Below are 22,618 nucleotides of genomic sequence, written 5' to 3'. Positions count from 1 at the left end.
CTCCAATAAACCGACCGTCGGTCTATTATTGGGAATGGACAGGTTCAACGCAAGGCCCGTGGTTCAGGAGGTTGCCGTCCCGTCGTCGCGAGCCTCGGCGACCTCCTGCACGAACACGACCGTGTTCCCGGCCGGATCGGTCGCCTCCGCGGTCCTGACGAAGCCGTAGTCGGTGATCTCACCCCAGGGGACGCCGACGGCTTCACATCCAGCCCGCTGGACGTCGATGTCCGTGACGCCGATCACGACCGTGGTCCGCCCGGCGGACTCGGGTTCGACAGACACCTGGATCCAGGCGTTCTCGGCCAGCCGCCACTCGGCGACGCCTTCCATCGGCTCTGCGTCCGGCCCTCGCCCGATCCATCTCCCGTACCAGGCGGTGGCGCCTGCGTGATCGGTGACGGGCAGCACACTGATCACGCTCGTCAGAATTGATTCGGTCATCTCCATCGGTCCTCTCGGTGTTCATGTCGCGGTCGGAGCCGGGGTCACGTCGGCATCAGCAGGGCGGGGTGGATGGCGTTGAGTGCGATACCGACGAGCCGCCACTCGACGACGTCCGGACCGTACGAGCCCTGACGGACCAGGGGGTCCCTGCCGGCCCAGGCCTGCGCCTCCGCACGCGTCGACGTGTGCAGCAGGTAGGCCGCCTCAGCACCCGCTACCGGCGGATCGAGGTCACCGCCGAGGAGCACCACGCCGTGCGAGACCATCGTGTCGATGAACGCGATGTGCTCCTCCCATGGCGGCTCGGCCGCCGCCGCATCCGGCGCACGGCGCAGCAGGACGAGGAAGTAGCTCACGGTCGCGATCACGCCGGACTCCGTCATGGCCACCCCATCTCATCCGGGCGCCACAACCGTAGGTCGAGGTGAAGCCTCCAGGCTTGGAAAAAAGGGCAGGGGTCAGTCGGCCACACTCGGCGACGCCGGGAACCTGCTCGCAGCAAGGAACTGACGGGGGGACATGCCGGCGAACTCGTGGAAGTCCGCGTTCATGTGCGCCTGGTCGTAGTAGCCGTGCGCGATCGCGGCCTGACTCAATGACCCGTGTACACGAGGCAGATCGGCCACGAGGCTGCGGAACCGCACGATCCGCGAGAAGAGCTTGGGCTTCACACCCACCTGCCGCTCGAACGTCCTCACAAAGCGCTTCGGAGAACTACCGACGCGCTCGACGATGTTCGCGACGCGTGCCTTCCCGCCCGTGCGCTCCATCGCCGCGACGGCGTACGCGACCCCCTGATCGACACCGGCGCGGTCCCCCAACCGATCCGCGATCCAGCGCGCCATGATCCGCAGGCGTCCGGCGTCGGTGCCCGGCTCGTGGAGTCGGGCCAGGAGTCGACCCGCCTCGTCGCCGAGCAGATCGTGCAGGTCCACCGCCGTGCCGGTGAGCTCCTGCAACGGAACGTCGAACAGCGAGGCGGCGCCGGCAGGTCTGAGCCGGACCCCGATCATGCGTGACGTCGCGGTGGGGGTCTCGACGACCAGCGGAGCCACGAGAAGCCCAGCCAGGCACGACGGCGGACACGTCGCGGCCGACTGGCCATCGACGATCCGGAAGGTGGGGGACGTTTCGTCCAGCTGGACCAGCAGGTCCAGGGTGCCCGTGGGGTAGTAGCGCTCGCGGCGCCGGAGGCTCCCCTCGAACAGCCACACGGACTCGACCGGTGCGGCGGGCACGGTGGGCGCAGCGGGTCGGAGCTCGAGGTGGGTCCACGTACCCAACTCGGACTCTTCTCGCCAGGAGACGAGACCCATGTCATTAGCCTACCGAGGTGCTCCGGGGCGGGCGGTCCCCGCCGCCGGCTCGCCGAGTGAGTCCGAGCTGCGCCACGCCTCAGGAGCTCGCGAGCTCCGTGAGGAGCTCGCGTACCTCGAGCAGTTCCAGCTGGTTCCCCGTGTCCCCGAAGTCCCGCGAAGCGCTCTCGGCCGCGGCCAGCGCGGCATGCCGTTCGCCCATCGCCCGGTGGCCGTGGGCCCGGAGCAGGTGCATCCGTGCGATGCCGTGCCGATCCCCCACCCGCTCCAGCGCGTCGATCGCGGAGTCCGCGCTTGCGACGGCGGCCCGCCAGTTCGCGTGCTCGGACCAGACCCGCGCGATCGCGGCGAGCGCCTGCGCGGCGGTGAACTCGGCGATCTGTCCGCGGGGCCGCGTGGCCGGGTCGCTGACCAGGTCCACCACCTCGCGCAAGGTGCGGACCGCCTCGGCGGCCCGGCCCAGGCGGGCGAGGGCGATCGCGCGGCACATGATCGCCTGCGGGAGCCCTTCCCGGTCCGGCACGGCCCGGAACAGGCCGATGGCCGCCTCCGATCCGGCCAGGGACAGTCCGGGGTCATGATCGCGTGCGGTCCAGGCGACGTAGTAGTGCGCCCACGCCGTCAGATCGGGGTCGCCGGACCGCTCGGCGGCCTCGAGACCGGCCGCCGCGGCCGCCATGGCCGCCTCGTCGTCGCCGCGGCAGCGTCGCTGTGCCCAGGCGACGTAGCCGAGGTGCGCCGCCTGCAGCCGGTCGTCGCCCAACCTCTGCGCGGCCCGCGCAGAGGCTTCGAACACCTCATGCCAACGCCCCCAGAACGGCCACAGGTCGGAGAACCAGTGCAGTGACTCGGCCACGTCGACGACGCGCTGATGCGCTCCGGACTCCCCCGCCCGCACGAACGCCGGGAACCAGTTGTCCGCTTCCGCCGTCAACCAGGCACGGGCGTCAGCGGCGGACGCGAGCGGCACCGGGTCGCTCAGGTCCGTCGACCCGGCGCCGAGTGCCTCGGGTTCGAACCAGCGCCCGGCCCGCACGACGGTATCCAGGAGCCAGGCGTCGGTGACGGCGCGGGCCCGATCCCGGGAGGCCGGTGCCTCGTGTGCGCCGAACTCCGCGTGGGCGTACAGGCGCAGCAGGTCGTGCAGGAGGTACCGGTCGCCGGCAGCAGGTTGCACGAGGCCGAGCTCCACGAGCTCGTCGAGCAGGTCCTCGGCACTCCAGACGTCCAGCCCGGAGACGGCGGCGGCCAGGCCGGGGCCGAAGGTGCGCCCGTCCACGAGGGCCAGCCGCCGGAACAGCCGCTGTGCGGCCTCGCCCAACTGCCGGTAGGACAGCCCGACGGCGGTCCGGATGGCCAGGTCCCCGGCGGTCAGCGCGTCCAGGCGCCGGTCAGGCACGGCCAGCCGGTCCGCGAATTTGGCGACCGTCCAGCCGCGGCGGCTGGCGAGCCGGTTCCCGGCGATCCGCAGAGCGAGCGGAACGCCGTCGCACAGGCGGGCCAGCCGGGCGAGCTCGGCTGCCGAGGCCTGCCACCCCGGCAGGATCGCGGCCAGCAATGACTGCGCATCCGCGTCGGCGAGCCGATCGAGGTGGACCCGCTGGACGCCGTCGAGGCCGGTGAGTGCACGGCGGCTCGTCACGAGCACGGCGGTGGGGCCGGAGCCGGGCAGCGCCGCCCGCACCTGCGCCTCGCTGCCGGCGTCATCGAGGATCACCAGCACCCGCCGCCCGGCGAGCAGATCCCTCAACCGGGCCGGGTCGCTCCGGCCCTCGGCGCCCAGGGCGCGCATCAGCTCCGCGACCACCTCGCCCGGCTCGAGCATCGCCGGGGTCATCGCGCCCAGGTCCAGGAAGACCTGCTCGGGGAACCTCCCGCGCATCACCGCGGCCGCCCTGACCGCGAGGCTGGTCTTGCCGTACCCGGGTGGGCCGGTCACCACGACGACCGGCGCCGGAGCCCGGTCGGCCGGGCGGGTGTCATCGTCGGTGCCGCGCGTCCCGGCGGCGCGTCCGCCACCCCGATCGCCGCCCAGCGCGGCCGCCACCGTGGCGAGCTCGGCCGCCCGGCCGGCGAAGTCGGGAACCGCGCGCGGCAGCGGCAGGTGAGTGCCGCCGTCGGGCGGAACGTCAGGGTGACGTGGTGGCGCGCCGCTCGGGCCGCCCCGACGCCGACCGGCCCGGGCGGCGGCGAGCAGTGCCACCCGCTCCCGCTCCGGCAACCGCAGCCCGCTCGCGATCGCGAGCATGGTGCGGTGGTGCGGGCCGAGCGCGGCCCCACGTTCGATGTCTCCGAGCGCACGGTCGCTGACCCCGGACCGCTCGGCGAGTTGCTCGAGGGTCAGGTCGGCGGTGGTGCGCAGCCTTCGCAGCAGGGTCCCGAGGGGTTCGGGCTCCATGGCGGCTCTCCAGGGTGGGTCGCGGATGCGGACACCAACTCAGACCGGGCGCACAGCCCACCTGTGACACCCGGCGGGTGAGGGGAGGAATCGCATTTCCTGCCGGAGAACTTCCTGGTCCGCCGGGCGCCGTCTTGCGAACCTCGATGAGGCAGCGCCGCTGCCACCCGAACCGAGAAGACTGCCACCCGATTTGAGAAGGAGCAGACCAATGAGCGAGATCATCCTGGAACCCGAGGCGCAGGCGGTGGCCGACGCATCGTCACATCCACCGTTCCTGTACGAGCTCGGAACCGACGGCGCCCGCAAGGCCCTCGACGACATCCAGGCCACGCCGATCGACAAGCCCGACGTCGACGAGCAGTGGCTGCGGGTGCCGGCCGAGGTGGGCGACGTGGACGTCCGGATCGTCAAGCCCGTCGGTGCGGACCGCCCGCTGCCGGTCGTGCTGTACGTGCACGGCGGCGGCTGGGTGCTCGGCAACGCCGGCACGCACGACCGCCTGGTCCGCGAGCTCGCCGTGGGTGTGACCGCCGCGATCGTTTTCGTTGAGTACACCCGCTCCCCCGAGGCCAGGTACCCCGTCGCCATCGAGCAGGCCTACGCGACCGCGCGCTGGATCACGACCGACGGCGCCGGCCACGGCCTGGACGCGACCCGGCTCGCCGTCGCGGGCGACTCCGTGGGCGGCAACATGACCGCCGCGCTGGCCCTGCTGGCCAAGCAGCGCGGTGACGTGACCTTCGTGCACCAGTCCCTGTACTACCCGGTCACCGACGCCGCGCAGGACACCCAGAGCTACCGCGACTTCGCCGACGGTCCGTTCCTCACCGCGAAGGGCATGGCCTGGTTCTGGGACGCCTACTCCCCCGACGCCGACGGTCGCCGCGGCGAGATCACCGCCTCCCCTCTGCGCGCCACCCTCGAGGAACTGGCCGGCCTGCCCCCGGCCTTCGTCATCGTGGACGAGAACGACGTGCTCCGGGACGAGGGAGAGGCCTACGCCCGCCGCCTCATCCAGGCCGGCGTGCCCACCACGAGCGTCCGCTACAACGCGATCATCCACGACTTCATGATGCTCAACCCGGTGCGTTCCAGCCGGGCCAGCACGGCCGCCGTCGAGCAGGCCATCCACGTGCTGAGCAAGGCCCTCGGCACACTCTGACCGACCCGACCCGATCCGACCCGTCCAACCCCGTAGTACCCACCAGAAGGAGAAGAACCATGTCCACCCCCACAGTGCTGCTCGTCCACGGCGCGTTCGCCGAGTCCGCGAGCTGGAACGGTGTCGTCACCCGCCTGCAGAAGGAGTCCATCCGGACCGTCGCGGTCGCGAACCCGCTCCGCTCGGTCGCCCGGGACGGTGCCTACGTACGCGCGGTCGCCGACGCGATCGGCGGCCCGGTGCTGCTCGTCGGCCACTCCTACGGCGGCATGGTGGTCACCCAGGCCGCCGCGGACAACCCGAACGTGGTCGGCCTCGTCTACGTCGGCGCGTTCATCCCGGAGACCGGCGAGTCCGCGCTCGAGCTGTCCGCCAAGTTCGAGGGCAGCACGCTCGGCGAGGCCCTGCTCGGCTACCCGGTGCCCGGTGGCGACGTCGAGCTGCGCATCAACGGCGAGAAGTTCCACCAGCAGTTCGCCCACGACGTCCCGGCCGACCTGGCCGCGACCATGGCGGCGACGCAGCGTCCCGTCACCGAAGCGGCCCTGAAGGAAGCGCTGGCTGTCCCGCCTGCGTGGCGGTCCGTGCCGACCTGGTCGATCTGGGGCGAGCAGGATCGCAACATCCCGGCGGAACTGCAGCGGTTCCAGGCCGAGCGTGCCACGGCCCGCGAGGCCGTGGAGATCCCTGCCGCGTCCCACGCACTCTCGGTCTCGCAGCCCGAGGAGACCGCTCAGGTGATCCTGGACGCGGTCCGCGCCACGTCCTGAACAGGTGTCACCTGAGCAGGTCGGAGCACGGGCCGTTGGCGACGTTCCCCCGCCGGCGGCCCGTGCTCCTCCCGTTGAGCGCCGCCCGCGCCGGGCGTAGGGTCGCGGTGACCGCGGACGTCACCACTGGAGGCATGATGCCGACCGACCAGTATCACGAGCCACCGGAGGAACTCTCCGCCGAGACCCGCACGTTCGCCCGGATGTGCGCGAGCCTTGCCGAGGAGGCCGAGGCGATCGGCTGGTACGAGCAGCGCATCTCCGTGGAGCCGAACGAGGTCTCCCGGGCGATCATGCTCGACTCGCTCAAGGAGGAGTACAAGCACTTCTCCATGGAACTGGAGTTCCTGTTCCGCGCCAAGCCGCTCTGGGCGGAGATCGCCCGTGGCGTACTGTTCCAGGACGGGGACATCGTCGCGAACGGCGGCGCGGCCGAGGAGGGCGCCGGCTCCGGTCAGATGCCCGACGGCGCAGGTACCTCCGACGCCTCGGGTGCCCTGGGCATCGGCTCACTGAAGGGTCAGGGACTATGAACCACCTCCTGCGGTCGCACGCTCCGATCTCGTCGGCCGCCTGGGACCAGCTCGACGCAGAGGCCACCGAGCGGCTCACCGTGGCGCTCGGCGCCCGCAAGCTGGTGGACTTCTCCGGCCCGCTGGGCTGGTCGGCCTCGGCCACGAACCTGGGCCGCGTGGGTCCGGTCGCCGACTCGCCCGCGCCGGGCGTGATCGCCCGGCAGCGGACGGTGCTGGCCATGGTCGAGGTGCGGGCGGACTTCAGTGTCTCCCGCGAGGAGCTCGCCGCCGCCGACCGCGGTGCGCCGGATCCGGACCTGAGCGCCCTGGACGAGGCCGCGGTGCGGATAGCCGAGGTGGAGAACGCCGCGATCATGCACGGCTGGTCCGAGGCCGCCATCACCGGCATCACCCAGGCGAGCACGCACGACGCCCTCCCGCACGACCCCGACGCCACGCACTACCCGCAGCAGGTGGCCGCCGCCGTGGCGACGCTGCTGCGCACCGGTATCGCCGGGCCGTACGGGCTGGCCCTCGGCCCGTCCGACTACACCGAGGTGATCGAGTCGGCCGAGAACGGCGGCTACCCGCTCTTCGACCACCTGCGCAAGATCCTGCAGGGCGGCCCCATCGTGTGGGTTCCCGGCCTGCGCGGTGGCACCGTGATGAGCATGCGCGGCGGCGACTTCCTGTTCACGGCCGGCCAGGACTTCGCGATCGGCTACGACCACCACGACGCGAACTCGGTGCACCTGTACCTGGAGGAGTCGTTCACGTTCCATGTGGCGACCCCCGAGGCGGCGGTCGAGCTGTCCGACGAATAGCAGGCCAGGGCCCTACGTCGACCTCGGGGCACCGATCAGGTCCGCGAGGTCGGCGCCCGCCCGGAGCAGGGCGACGGTGCGGATGCCGAGCTCCTCGAGGCGGCCGTCGACGATGTCGGACGTCACAAGGACGTCGTGCCCCAACTGCGCCACCAGGTCGCGGACCGCGCCGATGCCATAGCCGGCCCCGCGCAGTGCCGCGATGATCCGGGCCGTCCGGATCGCCTGCAGGTCGTAGCTGCGCACCCGCAGCGACGTCACCCGGTCCGGACGCAGGAGACCCTCGTGCTCCCAGTGGCGCAGCGTGGAGGTGCGCACGCCGAGCGCCTGCGCGAGCCCGGTGATGCTCATCGCATCGGCGGGATCCGGCACGCGGTCGGGCCCACCGTCGGCCTCGGTGGCGATGGCTCGCAGCGCCGCCCGGGCCGCGAGCAGGTCAGCACGCTCGCGGTCGAGTCGCGCATGCAACCCGGAGATCGTGGCCGCGGCGTCGGAGACCGTGGACGACCTCAGGTCGCGCAGGAGCCGCCGCGCCACGACCGGTCCCGCCGCGACGGCCAGCGCCCGGTACGCCCGCAGGGCACTCACGTGCACCTGCGCGTAGCTCCGGTAGCCGTTCACGGCCCGGGGCGCAGTCGGGATCACCCCGAGCCGCTCCAGATCCCGGACCTGCTGCACCGAGTACCCCGAACGCCGGGCGACCTCGACCGTGCGCAGCGTGGCCTCCGAGCCGTCATCCGGCATGAGCTCGCCGCGCGCGTCCATGGAACCCCACATAAGCACTTGAAGGTCAGACTTGAACCATGAATATGGAACAGATCATCGACGCCGTGCACGCCCTGCCCGGATCCCTCGTGCTCGCCCCCGGGCCGGGGTCCGAGTTCCCGGAGGTGGCGTGGGGCGACTCATTCTTCTACTACGCACCGGACGGCCGGGTGCCCACCAACACCCAGCCGTACGCGACCATCGTGACGAAGGACTACCCGGACGACTCCGCCTCCCACCTGGACCAGGCCGGGCGCTGGCGGCTCAACGTCCACGTGGGCCGGTCCCGCTTCACCGAACTCACCGGCGAGACGCCCGGGGACCTCACCCGCGACCGGGACTTCAGCGCACCGGATGTGGTCCTGCCGCACCCCGTGTACTCCTCGCTCGGCTGGATCGCGATCGTGAACCCGGCAGACGCGACCGGCGCGCTCGCCCTCGACCTGGTCCGTGCGGCACACGAGGCCGCAGCGGCCCGCCGCCGTCGCCGTCGCCGGCGACTGACTACGCCGGGACCACACCGATCGCGAACCGGAACCGGTTGACCAGCCGGTATCCGCCGTCGGACGTGCGGAAGGCCCGCGCGGCGTCCAGGACCGTGGCGGTCCTCGCCGCCTGCGCGGCCTCGTCCTCGCCGAGCAGCACGCCCTTAACGAGGGCGACGGCGTCCGGCACCTCCCACGGCACGTCGACGAGTCCGGCCTCGCAGACGCCCAGGCCCGCCTCGACGAGCACCTCCTCGAGCCCTCCGGGCACGCGCAGGTCCCCGTCCGGAACCGGGTCCTCGCCCGCCTCGGCAGCCAGCGCTGCCTCGATCGCGTCCAGGTCGCTGAGCGCACCCTCCGCCCAGTTCGCGATCGCGACCAGCCCACCGGGCCGGGTGACGCGGGCCGCCTCGGTGAGGGCGTCCACGGTGTCGTCCGCGAACTGCAGCGCGTTCACGGCGGTGACCACGTCCTGGCTGTCGGCGTCCCAGGGCAGTTCCTCGAACCCCGCCGGTCGCAGGTCGGCGCCCGGCGCGCGGACCCTGGCGAGCCCGAGCATCGCCGGTGCCGGATCGGCCCCGGCCACCACCGCACCGACCGCGCCCAACGCGGCGAGGAACTCACCGCTGCCGCATCCGACGTCGAGGACGCGGGTGCCCGGACCGATCCGGGTCGCCGCGATGAGCCGCTGATGCACGGGCGCGACCACGCCGCCCCAGTGCGCCGCCCATTCCGGGGCGAGCTCGGACCACACCGCACCGGCATCCATGCCCGTACGCTACGGCGAACCGGGCTGGGGCGGATCCACGAGGATCGCGTGGGCAAGCAACGCCGCGAGACCGAAGCACAGGACCGCGTCGATGCCGTGGGCGGCGAACGCCCCGAGCCTGCTCGGGCCACCCCAGGCGTTGAGCGTGAACGTGGGATCCAGCCCCGCGGTCACCTGCATGCCCATCCGCAGGATCAGGTACCACATGAACGCGACGAGCAGGCTGACGACGACGCAGCGCAGGACGCCGACGACGCCGTGGCGCGCCCGCGCGAATGTCTGGGCCATCCGGTGGCCCGCCCGCGTGCTCAGTGGCGCCCACGACCATCGCAGCGATCGCGTCGACGCCGTCGCTGCCGCGGCGCCGACCACGACCACCCCCGCGACCACCAGGTGCGCGCCGATGGCGTTCTCCGCGGGTCGGTGCTCACCGACCGGCATCGACGGCTGAAGCAGGGTCAACCCGCCCAGCACCATCCCCGCGACCAGTGCGACGCCTGCGACAACCACAAGGCGAACGGACAGTACCCTTCGTGCCACCTTCGACCACTCCCTCGGCCCGGAGACCGGATCGTCCAGATCATCCAGCTCGCCACAGTCCACACGGCGACGGGACGTCTGGCAAGGGCGGTCCCGTCCCTGGGCCGGGATCCCCGGCTACGGACGAGCTGTGCGCGCCCGAGCGCAGCTCATCCCCCGATGGTCAGGGTGATCGGCTCGGAGGTGCGGCCGGTGACGTAGACGCGCGGCCCGGCCATCGCATCCGTACCGCCGAGGAAGGTGTACGCCTCCCCTGGGTGGTACTCCGGGGGTCGGTCGGCGCCGGAACCGTTGCCGGGGCCGAACGTCAGGGTGTCGGAACCGACCGTGTAGCTGCCGGTGCCCTCGACCAGCTCGTAGGCGTCCGCACCGATCTCCCGCGCGCCCGCAACCGTCCCGCCGGGGCGGAATGCGAGCTCGATCGCGAAGGCGGTGGCCGGACCCTCGAAGCCGACCGTGAGCTCGAAGCCGCCCGGATGTGGGCGCACCCGCACCCGGGTGCCCATCCGGACCCGGTCCCGCGCACGCTCGGAGAAGCTCATCGCGGCGGCGAACCGGCCCTCGAACTCCAGGTCGTAGTGCCCGTCGGGGTCGGCCAGCAGCGGGTCGATCGGCTGGTAGTAGCCGGTGGTGAGGACGTCGGACAGCTCCGCCACGTCGCCGTCGCCGGCACCGGCCAGCCGCAACCCGTGGCTGCGGAACGGCCCCATGCCGAAGAAGTCCCTGGACAGGCGCACCGATTCGAGCACCGCAGCCCCCGAGCGCAGCCGCGCGAAGGTCGGGTTGCAGGCGAGCCCGGACGCGATCCGGCCCATGTGCGGTACGTCCGAGCCGCCGTAGACGGTCAGGGTACGCGCCGCGGACCGCCACACGGCCAGGCCCGCGCCACCGAAGACGAGCGGGGTACCCCAGCCGGCGGCCGGCCCCGTGCCGGAGCCGATGTCGTCAGTGAGCGGCACGCCCGGCAACTCGCCCGCGAGGCCCGGTTCGGCCAGCACCTCGGCGAGTGCCCCGACCGCGTCCAACCCGGTGCCGGCCTGCGCGAGCCGCGCCAGGTCGGCACAGCCCGCGCAGTCCCGGGCCAGCGCGAACCGCCTCGCCTGCATCGCGAAGCCGGCCGCTCCGAAGGTGGTCGTCCTCTGGTCCTGACGCCGGGAGAACACCGTCTCGACGATCCCGTCCGGGTCGGTCAGGGCCGCATACGCGTGCAGGTTCCGGTGCACCACGTCCAGTAGCTCGGGGGCCTGGAGGACCCGCGCGATGGCGATCAGGCACGGGTTGGACACGTGCGCCGCGTAGTTCGCGGACCGCTCGGAGTACAGCCCGTCGCCGTCGACGTCGACCCCCTCGGCCAGCCAGGCCCGCAACCGGGCAACTACCCCCGCGTTCGGTGTGAGCTCGTGCAGCCGGGCCAGGGCGGCGCCGATCTCCCACCGGTGGTTCGGGGTGTGCACGCCGCCGGCGACCAGGGCCGGTGTGATCCGGTCACAGATCACCGCGAGCCGGTCGGCCAGGTTCGCCACCGCATGGATGGTCCCGTCGGCCCCGTCCGTCGCCGCCTCGAGCAGGGCCCGGACCTGCGCCACGTCGTTGATCGTGAAGCTCGAGTCCGGCGGCGAGGCGAGGTTGTCCCCGGAACTGAACAGTCCGCCGTCGGCCTGCAGTGCCTCCAGCTCTGAGAGCCAGTCGTCCGCGGCAGCCAGGGCCGCGGGATCACCGTGCCAGCGGGAGTCCTGGTTCAGGTAGCAGACGACCGCGGTACGCACCTTGGCCATCACGCCGCGGTGGCCGCCGTGGTGGGCGGGTGCGCCGTCGAGCAGTGCGGTGAGGACCTCGTCGGAACGTTCGGTGATGAGTGCGCGGAAGTCCAAGTCAGTCCTTCAGGCCCGAGTTCATATCGGCGTTCATGATCTGCTTCTGGAACACGAAGAACAAGACAACCATAGGGATCAGCGAGATGACGGACGCGGACAGCAGCACCGACCAGTCGATGTTGTCCGCCCCCACGATCGACCGGAGCGCGAGCTGCAGCGTGTAGCGGTTCGGGTCGTTCAGCACCAGCAACGGCCAGATGTAGTCGTTCCAGCGCCACTGGAAGGAGAAGATCGCCAGGGTCACCGCGATCGGCTTCGCGAGCGGCAGCATGATCGAGAAGAACGCCCGGATCTCGCCCACGCCGTCGATCCGGGCCGCCTCGAGCAGCTCGTCCGGCACGGTCTTGAAGTACTGCCGGAACATGAAGATCCCGGTCGCGGTGATGACGGACGGCACGATGATGCCGGCCAGCTGGTTGTACAGGCCGAGGTCCCGGATCACCACGAAGGTCGAGGGCATGATGACCTCGGTCGGCAGCATCGTGGTGGCCAGGATGCAGATGAAGAAGACACTCAGCCACTTCGCCTTGTACTTCGCGAGGGCGTACCCGGTCATCGCCGAGACGAACACGGTCAGCACGGTGGTGACGACCGCGACCAGCCCGGTGTTGAAGAAGTACTGGGCGAAGTTGAACCGGTTCCATGCGGTGATGTAGCCGGAGAAGGTCCAGTTCTCGGGCAGGATCGACAGCGGCAGGCTGAACAGCTCGCTACCCGGCTTGAACGAGCTGAGGATGAACCAGGCCACCGGGAACAGATAGATCAGCACGAGCACCCACAGCAGCAGGGTGGCCGGCCCATAGGAACGGAGCTTGGTCATCATGATTGGTCACTGCCCTTGTCGAACCGCATCTGGATGACGGCGACCACGATCAGGATCACCATCAGCACCATGGACGCGGCGCTCGCGTAGCCGATCTCGGAGCGCTCGAACCCGGTCCGGTAGATGTACTGGACCATCAGCATGTTCTCGGTGCCCGGGCCACCGCCGTTCAGCGCCTGGATCATCGCGAACTCCTTCATCGACCCGATCGTGGTGAGCAGGACGACCAGGAACGACGTCGGCGCCAGCAGCGGCAGCGTGATGTGCCGGAACCGCTGCCACCCGGTCGCACCGTCGATCTCGGCAGCCTCCAGGTACGAGCGCGGGATGTTCTTCAGCGCCGCCATGAACAGCAGCATGTTGAAGGCGGTGCCGCCCCACGAGGACGCGAACAGCACCACGGCCAGGGAGAGGTTGGCATCGGTCTGCCACGGCACCGCATCGACGCCGACGACACTGAGCACGTAGTTGACGAAGCCGAAGTTCTCACCGAACAGCCAGCGCCAGATCACCCCGTTGACGATCGGCGAGATCAGCCAGGGCATGAAGAACACGACCCGGGCCGGCACCTTCCCGATCGCGCTCCGGGTGGTGACCAGTACCGCGATCCCGAGGGAGATCACGAAGTGCAGCGGCACCGAGAGCAGGGTGTAGAACGCCGTCCGGCCGAGCACCGAGTAGAACGTCGCGTCCTGGAACAGTGCCGCGTAGTTCTCGACGCCGATGAACTCGGGATCTCCGACGCCCCGGTAGTCGGTGAACGAGTACCACAGTCCGAGCGCGCCCGGCCAGAGGAAGAACAGCGCGAACAGCACCACGGCGGCCGCGATGAAGATCAGCGGCGCGATCGTCTGGCCGCGCCGGATCGAGGCCTGCCTGCGTCTGCGCGGGGTGGCCGTAGCCACCTCGGGGTCTTGTGTCGTGGCCGCCAAGGCGAGCCTCCTGGAGGAAGGGTGTGGGTGATGCCCGACGGCGGTGCGCCCCTTTCGTAGGTGGCGCACCGCCCCTGGTCGCTGCTGTGGCTGCTTAGAGCGAGGCGTTGAGCAGCTCGATGATGTTCGCGATCGTGGTGTCCACGTCCTGCTCGTCGTTGAGGTACTTGACCGTCTCGTCGCGCAGCGGGTCGCCCTCGATGGTCCGGCCCTCGATCTCGCCCTCGAGGTCCTGCGTCTTGAGCCGCGCCGCGACCTCGTCGGAGGCCTCGATCTCCTCGTTGTACAGCTCGAAGGCCTCGGCGTTGTCGGCGTAGGTGACGGTGATGCCGTTCACGGCCGGCAGGAAGCCGGAGGTCTCGGACAGCTCGGTGTAGTTCTCGGGCGTGTAGAGCCAGTTCACGAAGTCCAGCGCGGCCTGCTCCTGGCCGGTGCCCTCGAAGACCACGATGGAGGCGGCGTTGCCGTAGTTCGTGACCCGGACCGGCTGCTTCGGCATGTACACGCTGACCCACTCGAAGTCGGCGATGTTCACGGCGAAGTCGGCGATCTGCCAGGAACCCGAGCAGTACGCGACCACGTCGCCGCTCTTGAACAGCCCGTTCGGGTCGCCGTCGGACAGCCACACCGAACGCGGCATGAACGAGTCGTCGTTCAGGCCGTAGAAGTACTCCAGCGCGGGCTTGGTGTTCTCGTTCGTCTCGAACGCGCCGTCGACCAGCTCGAAGGTGTTGGACCCGAACTCGTACAGGAACGCCTTCAGGCGGTGCGCCGAGCGGTCCATGACCATGCCGTAGGACGCGCCGGTCGCGGCCTGCACGGACCGGATCGTCTCGGTGAACTCGTCCCAGGTCCACGGCTCCTCACCCACGGCCGGGTAGGTCGCGCCGGCCGCGTCGAAGAGGGTCTTGTTGAGGAACATGCCGACGGCGGTGATGTCGCTGGGCAGGGACAGGACCTTGCCGTCGGGGTCGATGGCGGCGAGCTCGGACTTGACGTCGTTGGTGTCCAGGATGTCCCGGAGGTCCATCGTGACGTCCTTCCAGGTGGCGTCGATGCTGCCGACCCGGGCCAGCGCGGGCAGGTCGTTCGCCAGCGCCGCGTTCTTGAGCTTCGTGGTGAGGTCCTCGTTCGCGACGTCGACGATCTCGACCTCGATTCCGGTCTCCTCCTGGTACTTGGCGGCCATGTGGGCGTAGCCGCCGCCCTGGTTCGCGTCCCCGGAGAGGAAGAACTGCATGTGCGTCACCTCACCGCCTTCGCCGCCGCTGCCCGCACCATCGGAGCAGGCCGAGAGGCCAAGTCCCACGGCAGCGGTGCCCGCGATCCCGCCGAGCATGAGCTGGCGGCGTCCCAGAACTGGATTCATCAGTGATTCCTCTCTACCGCGGTCAACCCCAGGGCTGCCGCACGACTCCTGTGTCCGTGGCTCGCCCGAGGGCGCGTCCAGGGCAATCTAGTTAGCGCTCACATCGTCTGTCAACATTTGTACGGACATATGCACATTCTTACGTGGCTGGACGCGTGCTATCGAGCCACGACGGTGGTGTCGAAGGTGTACCGCGATCCGCGGTACAGGTGCGAACCGAACTCCACCACGGCGTTGACGTCGTCGAAGGCGATCCGCTCCATCGTGAGCAGGGCCGCCCGCGGGCGTTCGTTCAGGACCCGCGCCTCGGCCGCGGTCGCGAGCCGGGCACCGATCGTCTGGCGCGCCAGACGCATCTGCACGCCGGTGGCGCGCAGGGCAGCGTACAGGCCGACCTCGGCGAGCTCGGCCGCGCTCGGGGCGATCTCCGCGCGGACGTGGTTGGTCATCAGCGCCAGCGGTTCGTCATCGGCGAACCGCAGCCGCTCGATCGTGACGACCTCGGCGCCCGGTTCGACCCCGAGGCGCTCGGCGATGACGTGGTCGGCCGGATGGGACTCCAGGCTGAGCACCTCGGTGCGGGGGGTCCGGCCGGCCGCCGCGAGGTCGTCGTACAGACTGGTCAGCTCGACCGGGCGGCGGATCAGCTCGGACGCGACCTGCGTCCCGATGCCACGCCTGCGGATCAGCAGACCCTGCTCGACGAGGTCCTGGAAGGCACGCCGCGCGGTCGGGCGGGAGACCCCGAGCCGGGCCGCCATCGCGAGCTCGTTCTCCACCCGGGTCCCGGCCGGCAGGTCGCCGGAGGTGATCATGGCCTTCATGGCCTCGGCGATCTGGTGATACAACGGCACCGGGCTCGCGCGGTCCAGTGCGACCCGCGGCAGGTGCACGGTCTCCCCCGTGCTTGCGGTGCCCATCTCCATGTCGATCCCCCTCGTTGCAACCGTCGGCCGGCCCTCGTCGACCTCCGTCGTCGGCGGGGCACGCACCCTCCTGCGCTCCCTCACGCAGCGAACTGCGGTCACGTTAACTTGTCGCAAAGCCTAAAGTCCATATGTCCGGACAAAGACTTGACGGGTCGCGCCACGATGGGGCACGGTTGAGACCCGCCCCGGTGGCGGAGTACCGAGGTCGCCCGCGACGTGGGCGAAGCCGCCCCAATGGTGGGCAGAGGGGTTGACAGAGACGATGACGGCGCCAACGACGCCCGCGGAGGTCCTCACGATGGGCCGGTCCGGGGTGGACATCTACCCGCTCCAGATCGGTGTGGGTCTGGAGGACGTGACCACCTTCGGCAAGTTCCTCGGCGGCAGCCCGATGAACGTGGCGGTGGCCTCGGCCCGGCACGGACACAGCGCGGCCGTGCTCACCGGCGTCGGCAACGACCCGTTCGGGGTGTACGTGCGCCGTGAGATGCGCCGCCTGGGCGTCAGCGACGAGTTCGTGATCACGAGTGAGGTCCTGAACACCCCGGTGACGTTCTGCGAGATGTTCCCGCCGGACCACTTCCCGATCTACTTCTACCGGCAGCCGAGTGCGCCGGACCTGCAGCTGACCCCGGGCGACCTCCCGGCCGACGCGGTGCGGGACGCCAGGATCATGTGGTTCTCCGTGACCGGGCTGTCCGAGGAGCCGAGCCGGTCCGCCCACCATGCCGCCCTGGCGCTACGCGAGCGGCGCGAGCACACCATCCTCGACCTGGACTACCGGCCCATGTTCTGGGCGGACCCCGCCGAGGCGACCACTCAGGTCCGCGAGTTCCTGACCGGCGTCACGATCGCCGTCGGCAACCGCGAGGAGTGCGAGGTGGCGGTCGGCGAGACCGACCCGGACCGGGCCGCGGACGCCCTCCTCGAGGCCGGTGTGGAAGTGGCGATCGTCAAGCGCGGGCCCGAGGGCACCCTCGCCAAGACCCGCGAGGAGCGGGTGGAGGTCCCGCCGGTCCCGGTGGACGTCGTGAACGGGCTCGGTGCCGGCGACGCCTTCGGCGGCGCCCTCTGCCACGGGCTCCTGGCCGGCTGGTCGCTGGACCGGATCATCACCGCTGCCAGCGCGGCGGGCGCCATCGTGGCCGGCCGGCTGGAGTGCTCGACGGCGATGCCCACCGAGGCCGAGGTGCTCGCCGTGATCGACGAGGGCCGCTCCCCCAACGACCTCGAGCGGGTCGCGTGAGCGCTCCGACGGTGCGGGCCGCAGCCCGCGCGGATGGGCTCGCTCACGCGGGCGGGATCGCCCTCGCCGGCGGGATGGCGGCCGCCCTGGAGGAGATCCGGGAGTTGCGCACCCATCAGCCCGAGCGCATCGCCGAGGTCCTCGCGGCCCGGCCACGCAGTGCGTTCCCGACCGACCCGAACGCCAGGCTGATGATCATCGCCGCGGACCACCCCGCCCGCGGCTCCCTGGCCGCCGGCCCCGAGCCGCTGGCCATGGCCGACCGTCGCGACCTGCTCCAGCGGTGCGCGGCCGCGCTGGCCCGCCCCGGGGTGCACGGGTTCCTCGGCACCGCGGAGATCGTCGAGGAACTGGCTCTGCTGGGCGCCCTCGACGGCAAGCTCGTGTACGGGTCGATGAACCGGGGTGGTCTGGCCGGGGCGGATTTCGAGCTGGATGACCGGTTCACCGGCTACGACGCCGCCGGCATCACCGCCTCCGGGCTCGACGGCGGCAAGATGCTCCTTCGCATCGACTACCGCGACCCTGCCTCCGTGGTCACCATGGAATCGGCGGCCCGGGCGGTCGACGCGCTCGCCGACGCGGGTGTGATGGCGATGGTGGAGCCGTTCATCTCGACACGGGTCGACGGCAGGGTGCGCAACGACCTCTCGGTGGAAGCGGTCATCCGGTCGGTGACCATCGCCGCCGGCCTCGGGCGGACGTCCGCCCGTACCTGGCTCAAACTGCCGTCCGTGCCCGAGATGGAACGGGTGATGGCGGCGACGTCCCTGCCTGCCCTGATCCTCGGGGGCGAGGTCGACCCGGACGCGGACGCCGCGGCCGAAGCCTGGGCCCGGGCCGTGCGCGTGCCCGGCGTGAAGGGCCTGATCATCGGCAGGTCGCTGCTGTACCCGCCGGACGACGACGTCGAGGCAGCCGTGGACCGGGCGGTGTCGGTGCTGTGAGCGGACCCGACGTGACGAACGCAGCGAGTGCAGCCGGCGCACCTGCGGACCTGCTCGTGCGGGCCGGCACCAGCGCGACCGGGCTCTTCAGCGTCGACCTCGGTCCGGAGGACGCCGGCTGGGCGTTCAGCGGGCTGCGGATCCTGGACCTGCCGCCGGGCGGCAGCCAGGAGCTCGAGACGGGCGCCGACGAACTGCTGGTGCTGCCGCTGGCGGGATCCTGCACGGTCACCGTGACCACGGACACCGCAGCGGGCACCGCGGAGACGCAGACGTTCACCCTCCAGGGCCGACCGGACGTGTTCTCCGCCGTCACCGACCACCTCTACGTCCCGACGCGCACCACGCTGACGATCACGTCCGCGGACGGGGGCCGGTTCGCCCTGCCGAGCGCGCGGGCGAGCCGTCGGCTCCCGGTCAGCCACCGGGGCGCCGACGAGGTTCGCGTCGAACTGCGCGGGGCCGGCACGTGCTCGCGGCAGGTCAACAACTACGCGCTCGGGAACGACCTGGACACCGACCACCTGCTCGTCTGCGAGGTCCTCACCCCGGGCGGCAACTGGTCCTCCTATCCCCCACACAAGCACGACGAGCACACCGACGACGAGCGCGAGCTCGAGGAGATCTACTACTTCGAGGTCGCGTCCGGACCAGCCGGACCGGGTTTCGGGTTCCACCGCACCTACGGCACCGCCGACCGGCCGCTCGAGCTGACCGAGGAGGTGCGCACCGGGGACGTCGTGCTCACCCCGCACGGCTACCACGGTCCGTCGATGGCGGCCCCGGGCTACGACCTGTACTACCTGAACGTGATGGCCGGACCGGCGCCCGACCAGGAGTGGCTGATGACCGACGACCCGGCCCACCACTGGATCCGTGCCACCTGGGCCGACCAGCAGATCGATCCCCGGCTGCCTATGACGAAGGCACCGGTGCCCGAACCGACGGCCGAACCCGCGCTCCCCGCCGAGCAGGAGGAACCTTCATGACCGACGAGCGACCCGAGGTGCGGGATGCCACCGCGCCGGGACCGATCACCGAACGCCTGACCGTCGGCCAGGCGCTGGTCCGGTTCCTCGCGGCCCAGTACACCGAGCGCGACGGCGTCGAACAGGCCCTGTTCGCGGGCGTGTTCGGGATCTTCGGGCACGGGAACGTGGCCGGTCTCGGCCAGGCGCTCGTCCAGAACGAGGTCGACCCCGCACCCGGCGAGGCCCGGCTGAAGTACTACCACGCCCGCAACGAGCAGGCCATGGTGCACGCCGCCGTCGCCTTCGCGCGGACCAGGAACCGCCTGCAGACGATGGCGTGCACGGCCTCGATCGGGCCGGGCTCGACGAACATGGTCACCGGCGCGGCCCTGGCCACGATCGACCGGATCCCGGTGCTGCTGCTCCCCTCGGACATCTTCGCGACGCGGTTCCCGGACCCGGTGCTGCAGCAGCTGGAGGATCCGCGCAGCCTCGACATCTCGGTGAACGACGCGTTCAAGCCGGTGTCACGGTTCTGGGACCGGATCAACCGGCCCGAGCAGCTGATCCCGAGCGCGCTGGCCGCGATGCGGGTGCTCACCGACCCGGCGGAGACCGGTGCGGTGACCCTGTGCCTGCCGCAGGACGTGCAGGCCGAAGGCTATGACTGGCCGGTCGAGTTCTTCCGCCGGCGCGTGTGGCACGTGGCCCGGCCGGTCCCCGAGCCCGCGGCGCTCGCCCGCGCCGCCGCGGCCATCCGCGCGGCGAAGCGCCCGCTGCTCGTGGCCGGAGGCGGCGTCATCTACTCCGAGGCGAGCGCCGAGCTGGCCGCCTTCGCCGACGCGACCGGGATCCCGGTCGCGGACACACAGGCCGGCAAGGGCGCGATCGCGTTCGACCACCCGAGCGCCGTCGGCGGGGTCGGGTCCACGGGTACCGCGGCTGCGAACGCACTCGCCGCCGAGGCCGACCTGGTGATCGGGGTTGGCACCCGGTACACGGACTTCACCACCGCGAGTCACACCGTTTTCGCGAACCGCGACGTCGCCTTCGTGAACGTCAACGTGCTCGCGTTCGACGCGGCCAAGCACGCCGCGGACATGGTGGTGGCCGATGCCCGGGAGGGCCTGCGCGCGCTCACCGATGCCCTCGCCGGGCACCGGGTGGATCCGGCCTACGAGGCGCGGGCCACTCGGCTCGCCGCCGAGTGGGCCGCCGTCACGGACGAGTGCTACCACCGCGGCCACGGCCCGCTGCCCGCCCAGACCGAGGTGTTCGGCGCCCTGAACGAACTCATGGGCGACGAGGACATCCTCATCAACGCGGCCGGGTCGATGCCCGGTGACCTGCAGGCGCTCTGGCGGGCCCGGAGCCCGCACCAGTACCACCTGGAGTACGGCTACTCGTGCATGGGCTACGAGATCCCGGCCGCGATGGGCGCCAAACTGGCCGCCCCCGAGCGTGAGGTCGTCGCGATCGTGGGCGACGGGACCTACCAGATGATGCCTGCCGAACTCGCGACGATCGTCTCCGAGAACCTCAAGGTGATCGTGGTGCTGCTGCAGAACCACGGATACGCCTCGATCGGGGCACTGTCGGAGTCGGTGGGCTCACAGCGGTTCGGCACCCGGTACCGGATGCGCACGGACGACACCGACCTGCTGGACGGCCCGCCCGTGCCGTTGGACCTGGTCGCGAACGCGCGCAGCTTCGGTCTGGACGTGATCGTGGCCGCCACGATCGAGGAGTTCCGGGCCGCGTACGCCACGGCCGCGGCCGCGCCGCGGGCCACCGTGATCCACATCGAGACCGACCTGCAGGGCCCGAACCCGCCGTCGTCGGCCTGGTGGGACGTCCCCGTGGCCGCCGAGTCCCGGCTGGCCAGCACCCGCACCGCCCACGAGGCCTACCTCGAGGCGAAGAAGAACCAGCGCCACTACCTGTGAGCGAGAAGTACGAGGAGGAAGTGGAGCAGATGAGGACCATCAAGCACTGGATCGACGGCACCGAGGTCGACGGAACAGGCCCGTTCACGCCCGTTCACGACCCGGCCACCGGTGCGGTCATCGCCGAGCTGGCCACCGCCGATCAGGGCGTGGTCGACGCCGCCGTCGCCGCGGCGCGCACCGCCCAGCGGGCGTGGGCCGCGACCTCGCTGGCCCGGCGCACCGAGATCCTGTTCCGGATGCGCGAACTGGTGGTCGCCAACACCGACGAGCTCGCCCGGGTCATCTCGGCCGAGCACGGCAAGACCGTCGACGACGCCATCGGCGAGATCGGCCGCGGCCGCGAGACGCTGGACTTCGCCTGCGGGATCAACCAGGCGAACAAGGGTGAGTTCAGCGCCGACGCCTCCACCGGGATCGACGTGCACAGTCTGCGGCAGCCGGTCGGTGTCGTGGCCGGCATCACCCCGTTCAACTTCCCGGTGATGGTCCCGATGTGGATGCATCCCGTCGCGATCGCATGCGGCAACGCGTTCATCCTCAAGCCCTCCGAGCGGGATCCCTCCGCCGCGAACTTCGTCGCGCGCCTGTACGCCGAGGCGGGCCTGCCCGACGGCGTGTTCCAGGTGGTGCACGGCGGCAAGGACACGGTCGACGCGCTGCTGGCCCACCCCGGCATCGGGGCGGTCTCGTTCGTGGGCTCCACCCCGATCGCCCGGTACGTGCAGCAGGTCGGGATCGCGAACGGCAAGCGGGTCCAGGCCCTCGGCGGGGCGAACAACCACGCCGTGGTGATGCCGGACGCGGACTTCGAGTTCGCGGCGGCGCAGATCTCCTCCGGTGCCTTCGGCTCCGCCGGCCAGCGGTGCATGGCCGTGCCGGTGGCGGTGGCCGTCGGTGGTGCCGCGGAACCGCTCGTGGCGGCGCTGAAGGCCGAGGCCGAGAAGATCACCGTCGGTCCCGGGTCCGACCCCGCCACGGACATGGGTCCGGTCATCACGGCGCAGGCGCGTGAGCGGGTGATCCGCAGCGCCACCGAAGCGATCGAGGCCGGCGCCGGCGTGGTGGTGGACGGCCGGGACGTCACCGTGCCCGGACACGAGGGCGGCTACTTCGTGGGTCCGACCCTGCTGGACAACGTCACCCCGGAGATGTCGGCCTACCGCGAGGAGATCTTCGGGCCGCTGCTGACCGTGCTCCGGGTCGCCGACCTCGACGAGGCGCTCGAGCTGGTGAACTCCTCTCCCTTCGGCAACGGCTCGGCGATCTTCACGGGCTCCGGCGAGGCCGCCCGTCGCTACAGCCACGGTGTGGAGGCCGGCATGGTCGGCGTGAACGTGCCGATCCCGACCCCGGTCGCCTACTACTCGTTCGGCGGCTGGAAGGACTCGCTGTTCGGCGACCACCACGCCCACGGCCCCGAGGCCGTCCGGTTCTACACCCGCAACAAGGTCATCACGACCCGCTGGCCGCACCGGGACAGCCAGGTCGAGGCGAGCATGAGTTTCCCGAGCACCACCGACTGACCCACCGCCCGGCACCGGCCGGTCACGCACCGGCCCGGCTGCGCACCGCAGCCGCCCCACC

The 22,618-nt window shown here is 71.2% G+C and carries 22 protein-coding genes; 10 read left to right on the top strand and 12 right to left on the bottom strand.

Annotation, left to right across the window (positions count from 1 at the left end):
* Positions 1–63: 63 nt before the first annotated feature.
* From KCQ71_RS02145 to KCQ71_RS02130, 4 genes are all read right to left on the bottom strand, one after another.
* A complete protein-coding gene (locus tag KCQ71_RS02145) occupies positions 64–444 on the bottom strand; it encodes a VOC family protein (protein WP_223402348.1) in 381 nt (126 codons plus the stop codon).
* A gap of 44 nt (positions 445–488) precedes the next feature.
* A complete protein-coding gene (locus KCQ71_RS02140) occupies positions 489–830 on the bottom strand; it encodes a YciI family protein (protein WP_223402346.1) in 342 nt (113 codons plus the stop codon).
* Positions 831–905: 75 nt separating this feature from the next.
* Complete coding sequence (locus KCQ71_RS02135) at positions 906–1,763, bottom strand: helix-turn-helix domain-containing protein (protein WP_223402344.1); 858 nt, start codon at positions 1,761–1,763, stop codon at positions 906–908.
* Positions 1,764–1,842: 79 nt separating this feature from the next.
* Positions 1,843–4,161 (bottom strand): ATP-binding protein, encoded by a 2,319-nt coding sequence (locus tag KCQ71_RS02130; RefSeq protein WP_223402342.1) that lies wholly within the window; start codon positions 4,159–4,161, stop codon positions 1,843–1,845.
* A gap of 211 nt (positions 4,162–4,372) precedes the next feature.
* Between KCQ71_RS02130 and KCQ71_RS02125 the strand changes: the two genes are divergently transcribed.
* The 4 genes from KCQ71_RS02125 to KCQ71_RS02110 all read left to right on the top strand — a co-directional run bounded on the left by KCQ71_RS02125 (position 4,373) and on the right by KCQ71_RS02110 (position 7,435).
* Positions 4,373–5,326 carry an alpha/beta hydrolase gene (locus KCQ71_RS02125; RefSeq protein ID WP_223402339.1) on the top strand — a complete coding sequence of 318 codons (954 nt, stop codon included), beginning with the start codon at positions 4,373–4,375 and terminating at the stop codon, positions 5,324–5,326.
* Between the two features lie 59 nt (positions 5,327–5,385).
* Positions 5,386–6,096, top strand: coding sequence for an alpha/beta fold hydrolase (locus KCQ71_RS02120; protein ID WP_223402337.1), 711 nt, complete (start codon positions 5,386–5,388; stop codon positions 6,094–6,096).
* A gap of 137 nt (positions 6,097–6,233) precedes the next feature.
* Positions 6,234–6,629 carry a ferritin family protein gene (locus KCQ71_RS02115; protein ID WP_223402334.1) on the top strand — a complete coding sequence of 132 codons (396 nt, stop codon included), beginning with the start codon at positions 6,234–6,236 and terminating at the stop codon, positions 6,627–6,629.
* Positions 6,626–7,435 carry a family 1 encapsulin nanocompartment shell protein gene (locus KCQ71_RS02110; RefSeq protein ID WP_223402331.1) on the top strand — a complete coding sequence of 270 codons (810 nt, stop codon included), beginning with the start codon at positions 6,626–6,628 and terminating at the stop codon, positions 7,433–7,435. Before KCQ71_RS02115 ends, KCQ71_RS02110 begins: the two co-directional genes overlap by 4 nt.
* 12 nt (positions 7,436–7,447) lie before the next feature.
* On the opposite strand, the gene KCQ71_RS02105 is transcribed toward KCQ71_RS02110, so the two are convergent.
* Positions 7,448–8,200 (bottom strand): MerR family transcriptional regulator, encoded by a 753-nt coding sequence (locus KCQ71_RS02105; RefSeq protein WP_223402328.1) that lies wholly within the window; start codon positions 8,198–8,200, stop codon positions 7,448–7,450.
* 38 nt (positions 8,201–8,238) lie between these two features.
* Between KCQ71_RS02105 and KCQ71_RS02100 the strand changes: the two genes are divergently transcribed.
* On the top strand, positions 8,239–8,745 hold the full coding sequence (locus tag KCQ71_RS02100) for a DUF6194 family protein (protein WP_223402325.1): 507 nt from the start codon (positions 8,239–8,241) through the stop codon (positions 8,743–8,745).
* Here the strand turns inward: KCQ71_RS02100 and KCQ71_RS02095 are convergent.
* From KCQ71_RS02095 to KCQ71_RS02065, 7 genes are all read right to left on the bottom strand, one after another.
* Complete coding sequence (locus KCQ71_RS02095; RefSeq protein WP_223402322.1) at positions 8,705–9,454, bottom strand: class I SAM-dependent methyltransferase; 750 nt, start codon at positions 9,452–9,454, stop codon at positions 8,705–8,707. The two genes, KCQ71_RS02100 and KCQ71_RS02095, sit on opposite strands and share 41 nt — an antisense overlap.
* Before the next feature lie 9 nt (positions 9,455–9,463).
* Entirely contained in the window at positions 9,464–9,964 is a 501-nt protein-coding gene (locus KCQ71_RS02090; protein ID WP_223402320.1) for a hypothetical protein, read from the bottom strand.
* A 179-nt stretch (positions 9,965–10,143) separates the two neighbouring features.
* A complete protein-coding gene (locus KCQ71_RS02085) occupies positions 10,144–11,865 on the bottom strand; it encodes a hypothetical protein (RefSeq protein ID WP_223402318.1) in 1,722 nt (573 codons plus the stop codon).
* Position 11,866: 1 nt separating this feature from the next.
* Complete coding sequence (locus KCQ71_RS02080) at positions 11,867–12,691, bottom strand: carbohydrate ABC transporter permease (protein ID WP_223402316.1); 825 nt, start codon at positions 12,689–12,691, stop codon at positions 11,867–11,869.
* Positions 12,688–13,623 carry a carbohydrate ABC transporter permease gene (locus tag KCQ71_RS02075; protein WP_223402314.1) on the bottom strand — a complete coding sequence of 312 codons (936 nt, stop codon included), beginning with the start codon at positions 13,621–13,623 and terminating at the stop codon, positions 12,688–12,690. Before KCQ71_RS02075 ends, KCQ71_RS02080 begins: the two co-directional genes overlap by 4 nt.
* A gap of 94 nt (positions 13,624–13,717) precedes the next feature.
* Positions 13,718–14,992, bottom strand: a complete 1,275-nt coding sequence (locus KCQ71_RS02070; RefSeq protein ID WP_223402312.1) for an ABC transporter substrate-binding protein — start codon at positions 14,990–14,992, stop codon at positions 13,718–13,720.
* Between the two features lie 158 nt (positions 14,993–15,150).
* Positions 15,151–15,912, bottom strand: a complete 762-nt coding sequence (locus tag KCQ71_RS02065) for a GntR family transcriptional regulator (RefSeq protein WP_223402310.1) — start codon at positions 15,910–15,912, stop codon at positions 15,151–15,153.
* 271 nt (positions 15,913–16,183) lie between these two features.
* On the opposite strand from KCQ71_RS02065, the gene iolC reads away from it, so the two are divergent.
* The 5 genes from iolC to KCQ71_RS02040 all read left to right on the top strand — a co-directional run bounded on the left by iolC (position 16,184) and on the right by KCQ71_RS02040 (position 22,557).
* Positions 16,184–17,167 (top strand): 5-dehydro-2-deoxygluconokinase, encoded by a 984-nt coding sequence (gene iolC, locus KCQ71_RS02060; RefSeq protein ID WP_223402308.1) that lies wholly within the window; start codon positions 16,184–16,186, stop codon positions 17,165–17,167.
* Positions 17,168–17,241: 74 nt separating this feature from the next.
* Positions 17,242–18,114: a Cgl0159 family (beta/alpha)8-fold protein gene (locus KCQ71_RS02055; protein WP_249422483.1), complete on the top strand. Its 873-nt coding sequence runs from the start codon at positions 17,242–17,244 to the stop codon at positions 18,112–18,114.
* An 11-nt stretch (positions 18,115–18,125) separates the two neighbouring features.
* Complete coding sequence (gene iolB / locus KCQ71_RS02050) at positions 18,126–19,103, top strand: 5-deoxy-glucuronate isomerase (protein ID WP_223402304.1); 978 nt, start codon at positions 18,126–18,128, stop codon at positions 19,101–19,103.
* Entirely contained in the window at positions 19,100–21,031 is a 1,932-nt protein-coding gene (gene iolD / locus KCQ71_RS02045) for a 3D-(3,5/4)-trihydroxycyclohexane-1,2-dione acylhydrolase (decyclizing) (protein WP_223402302.1), read from the top strand. Before iolB ends, iolD begins: the two co-directional genes overlap by 4 nt.
* A 29-nt stretch (positions 21,032–21,060) precedes the next feature.
* Complete coding sequence (locus KCQ71_RS02040) at positions 21,061–22,557, top strand: CoA-acylating methylmalonate-semialdehyde dehydrogenase (RefSeq protein ID WP_223402300.1); 1,497 nt, start codon at positions 21,061–21,063, stop codon at positions 22,555–22,557.
* The last annotated feature ends 61 nt before the right edge of the window (positions 22,558–22,618 follow it).

Source organism: Occultella gossypii (assembly GCF_019947135.1).
GTDB classification, from domain to species: domain Bacteria; phylum Actinomycetota; class Actinomycetes; order Actinomycetales; family Beutenbergiaceae; genus Occultella; species Occultella gossypii.
The sequence above is the reverse complement of the archived record's forward strand: the minus strand, read 5'-3'. Positions and strand labels throughout refer to the sequence as shown.

What these genes read in the sequence shown, in the direction of transcription:
- KCQ71_RS02145 (WP_223402348.1), bottom strand. Translation starts at nt 444, where the DNA reads ATGACCGAATCAATTCTGACGAGCGTGATCAGTGTGCTGCCCGTCACC.
- KCQ71_RS02140 (WP_223402346.1), bottom strand. Translation starts at nt 830, where the DNA reads ATGACGGAGTCCGGCGTGATCGCGACCGTGAGCTACTTCCTCGTCCTG.
- KCQ71_RS02135 (WP_223402344.1), bottom strand. Translation starts at nt 1,763, where the DNA reads ATGGGTCTCGTCTCCTGGCGAGAAGAGTCCGAGTTGGGTACGTGGACC.
- KCQ71_RS02130 (WP_223402342.1), bottom strand. Translation starts at nt 4,161, where the DNA reads ATGGAGCCCGAACCCCTCGGGACCCTGCTGCGAAGGCTGCGCACCACC.
- KCQ71_RS02125 (WP_223402339.1), top strand. Translation starts at nt 4,373, where the DNA reads ATGAGCGAGATCATCCTGGAACCCGAGGCGCAGGCGGTGGCCGACGCA.
- KCQ71_RS02120 (WP_223402337.1), top strand. Translation starts at nt 5,386, where the DNA reads ATGTCCACCCCCACAGTGCTGCTCGTCCACGGCGCGTTCGCCGAGTCC.
- KCQ71_RS02115 (WP_223402334.1), top strand. Translation starts at nt 6,234, where the DNA reads ATGCCGACCGACCAGTATCACGAGCCACCGGAGGAACTCTCCGCCGAG.
- KCQ71_RS02110 (WP_223402331.1), top strand. Translation starts at nt 6,626, where the DNA reads ATGAACCACCTCCTGCGGTCGCACGCTCCGATCTCGTCGGCCGCCTGG.
- KCQ71_RS02105 (WP_223402328.1), bottom strand. Translation starts at nt 8,200, where the DNA reads ATGGACGCGCGCGGCGAGCTCATGCCGGATGACGGCTCGGAGGCCACG.
- KCQ71_RS02100 (WP_223402325.1), top strand. Translation starts at nt 8,239, where the DNA reads ATGAATATGGAACAGATCATCGACGCCGTGCACGCCCTGCCCGGATCC.
- KCQ71_RS02095 (WP_223402322.1), bottom strand. Translation starts at nt 9,454, where the DNA reads ATGGATGCCGGTGCGGTGTGGTCCGAGCTCGCCCCGGAATGGGCGGCG.
- KCQ71_RS02080 (WP_223402316.1), bottom strand. Translation starts at nt 12,691, where the DNA reads ATGATGACCAAGCTCCGTTCCTATGGGCCGGCCACCCTGCTGCTGTGG.
- KCQ71_RS02070 (WP_223402312.1), bottom strand. Translation starts at nt 14,992, where the DNA reads ATGAATCCAGTTCTGGGACGCCGCCAGCTCATGCTCGGCGGGATCGCG.
- KCQ71_RS02065 (WP_223402310.1), bottom strand. Translation starts at nt 15,912, where the DNA reads ATGGGCACCGCAAGCACGGGGGAGACCGTGCACCTGCCGCGGGTCGCA.
- iolC (WP_223402308.1), top strand. Translation starts at nt 16,184, where the DNA reads ATGACGGCGCCAACGACGCCCGCGGAGGTCCTCACGATGGGCCGGTCC.
- KCQ71_RS02055 (WP_249422483.1), top strand. Translation starts at nt 17,242, where the DNA reads ATGGCGGCCGCCCTGGAGGAGATCCGGGAGTTGCGCACCCATCAGCCC.
- iolD (WP_223402302.1), top strand. Translation starts at nt 19,100, where the DNA reads ATGACCGACGAGCGACCCGAGGTGCGGGATGCCACCGCGCCGGGACCG.
- KCQ71_RS02040 (WP_223402300.1), top strand. Translation starts at nt 21,061, where the DNA reads ATGAGGACCATCAAGCACTGGATCGACGGCACCGAGGTCGACGGAACA.